The organism is Acetatifactor muris (assembly GCF_024623325.1).
Lineage (GTDB): Bacteria > Bacillota > Clostridia > Lachnospirales > Lachnospiraceae > Acetatifactor > Acetatifactor muris.
This window is the reverse complement of sequence record NZ_JANJZD010000087.1, coordinates 1-2,823: the sequence shown is the minus strand read 5'-3', so window position 1 is coordinate 2,823 and position 2,823 is coordinate 1. Positions and strand designations below refer to the sequence as shown.

3 protein-coding genes are annotated in these 2,823 nt (G+C 52.0%); all 3 read left to right on the top strand.

All coding sequences use genetic code 11. From position 1 onward, the window contains the following. Positions 1-123 precede the first annotated feature (123 nt). The 3 genes from NSB25_RS28930 to tnpC all read left to right on the top strand — a co-directional run bounded on the left by NSB25_RS28930 (position 124) and on the right by tnpC (position 2,749). Complete coding sequence (locus NSB25_RS28930) at positions 124-498, top strand: hypothetical protein (protein WP_103242788.1); 375 nt, start codon at positions 124-126, stop codon at positions 496-498. Next, entirely contained in the window at positions 488-850 is a 363-nt protein-coding gene (gene tnpB, locus NSB25_RS28925) for an IS66 family insertion sequence element accessory protein TnpB (RefSeq protein ID WP_103242789.1), read from the top strand. Before NSB25_RS28930 ends, tnpB begins: the two co-directional genes overlap by 11 nt. Positions 851-1,126: 276 nt before the next feature. Beyond that, the gene (gene tnpC / locus NSB25_RS28920; RefSeq protein ID WP_103242791.1) at positions 1,127-2,749 is read left to right on the top strand and encodes an IS66 family transposase; all 1,623 of its coding nucleotides are present in this window, start codon (positions 1,127-1,129) and stop codon (positions 2,747-2,749) included. The last annotated feature ends 74 nt before the right edge of the window (positions 2,750-2,823 follow it).

Genomic DNA, 2,823 nt, shown 5'->3' with positions numbered 1-2,823 from the left:
GTAAACGGTAGATAGTGCGTACCTCGACTATGGAGGCAAAATATGTGACAATAGACTATATTTCTATCACAGGTATTAAAAGTTGAACCTTAACTTTTGATACCGCTATACGGAGGTAAGTCTATGAGTTCAGCAACAACGGCAGTGGCTGTACAATACCGTTTAAAAGAATGGGCGGAGCAGATCAGGGAGTGCCAGAACCGTCCCGCAGGCATGAGTGTTGTCGATTGGTGTGCCACCCACAGTATTACGAAAGGGAATTACTATTACAGGCTGCGCTGCGTAAGGCAGGCATGTCTGGAAAACCTTCCGCCGGAGGCTCCGGCGCAGCAGATTGTGCCGGTAAACACCTGTCTCCTGCAGCAGGATACACAAAGCGGCAGCGGTATACAGCAGGGGCTTTGCGTCTCTGTAAATGGTTTTTCCATCCACGTAACGGAATCCACACCCATGCCGCTGCTTACGGCAGTCCTTAAGGTGGTGCGGAATGCTCAATGACGCCACCTGCTTTAAAGCCGTCTACATTGTCTGCGGCTACACTGATCTGCGCGCCGGCATAGACCGGCTGGCGGCACTGGTGGAAACACAGACCGGGAACAGGCCATATGTCCCGGATGCACTCTATCTTTTCTGCGGGAAGCGCACAGACCGCATCAAGGGACTTGTATGGGAAGGGGACGGCTGGCTCCTGTTATACAAGCGGCTCTCGGAAAGCCGGTTCCAGTGGCCGCGCACCCCGGAGGAGGTGCGTGAATTAACGCCGCAGCAGTTCCGATGGCTGATGGAAGGTCTGACGATTACCCCGAAGAAATCAGTCAGGCCGGTGGAACCGCCGGAATACATAGGCTGACTTTGTGCAAAATGGAGAAATTTTCAGACGGTATTCCTGCCGGGAAAAATGTCCAACCTGATCCCTGCGCAACCACGCCGCAGACCATAAAAGCGTCCAGAATGAACGCAGACATGCTTTTCCTTCCTGAAAAAGGGTTCTGGAAACAGCATCATACAAAGGCAGCATCCGCTGTTTTAACCATAGGCATTATGACGGACATCCGGCAGCGCCGTGTTCGCAAAAATCCCGTATCCATGGTATGATAAGGGTATCAGGATACCGGGAGAAAACAGCATGGCCTTAAAATATACGGAAGAACAACTGAACAGCCTTGACCGGGAAACGCTTATCAGGCTGTTCCTGTCGCAGCAGGAGCAGCTTGAAAACATCGACCATACGCTCCAGCTTGTTTTGGAGCAGATGGCGGATTTAAAACGGCACCGTTTTGGCAGGTCATCGGAGAAACATGAGACCGAAGACCAGATTTCCTTTATGGAAGTGGATGGGAAAATCGTATTTTTTAACGAAGCCGAAACTGTTGCTGCAGAGGAAAACACACAGGAAGAGCCGGAAAGCGTTTCCCGCAGAAAGCCGAAGAAAAAGCAGGGCAAACGGGAAGAAGACCTGGAGGGGCTTCCGGTAGTTGTGGTGGAGCATTCCTTGACGGATGAGGAACTGGCAGATAAATTTGGAAAAGACAGCTGGAAACAGCTTCCTGATGAAGTATACCGCAGGTACAGCTTTACCCCGGCAAAGGTCGAAGTGGAAGAACACCATGTAAAGGTATATGCAGGGAAAAAAACACAAGAGGTCATCAAGGCACCGCATCCGCAGGCTTTATTAAGGGGGAGCCTTGTTTCCCCTTCGCTGGAGGCAGCCGTAATGAACGCCAAATATGTCAATGCTGTCCCGCTTTACCGGCAGGAGCAGGAGTTCGGGCGCTGCGGCCTGCATATATCCAGGCAGAACATGGCGAACTGGACGATCCAGTGCGCAGACCGTTACCTTGCGGTCCTTTATGACTGCCTCCACGAAAAGCTGTACGGCTACCACGTCCTGCAGGCGGACGAAACGCCCGTGCTGGTAAATAAGGACGGCCGCCCCGCCGGCGCAAAAAGCTACATGTGGGTGTACCGCACCGGACGGATGTACACAGAACGCCAGATCGTCCTGTATGAATACCAGAAGACGCGCAATGCCAGCCATCCCAGAGAGTTTTTGAAAGACTTCAACGGCGTATGCGTCACGGACGGATATCAGGTCTATCACACCATTGAATGCGAACGGGAAGACCTGCGGATTGCCGGATGCTGGTCCCATGCCAGACGGAGGTTTGATGAGGCGGTCAAGGCCCTGCCTAAGCAGAAGCAGAAAGACAGCCGCGCGTATCTGGCACTGACCATGATACAGGCGATCTACCGGGAGGAAAAACAGTTAAAGGATCTCCCGGCAGGGGAACGGAAAAACCGCCGCCAGTTGAGCGTAAAGCCCCTGGTGGAGGCTTATTTCGTATGGGTTCGTGAAAACCTCCCGAAAGTGCCGCAGAAGAGCAGGACGTGGGAAGGCTTCCAGTATTCCCTGAACCAGGAGAAATACCTGAAAGTGTTCCTGGACGATGGCGAAGTGCCGATGGACAACAACGCTGCGGAACAGTCCATCCGCGGATTCTGTATTGGTAAGAAAAACTGGGTGATGATCGATACCATTGCCGGAGCAAAGTCCAGCGCCATCATCTACAGCATTGCGGAAACCGCAAAAGCAAACAATCTGAAACCGTATGATTACTTTGAGTATCTGCTTACCGAGATCCCGAAGCATCTGGATGATACAGACCGCAGTTTTCTGGATGACCTGCTCCCCTGGTCACCAGGCCTGCCAGCGAATTGCCGCAAGCCTGATAAAGGTGAAGTGAAATAAAGACTGGAGCAAATCTGTTTCTATCATACAGGTTTGCTCTTGTTTTGTATAGGTACTCACTATCTACCGTTTAC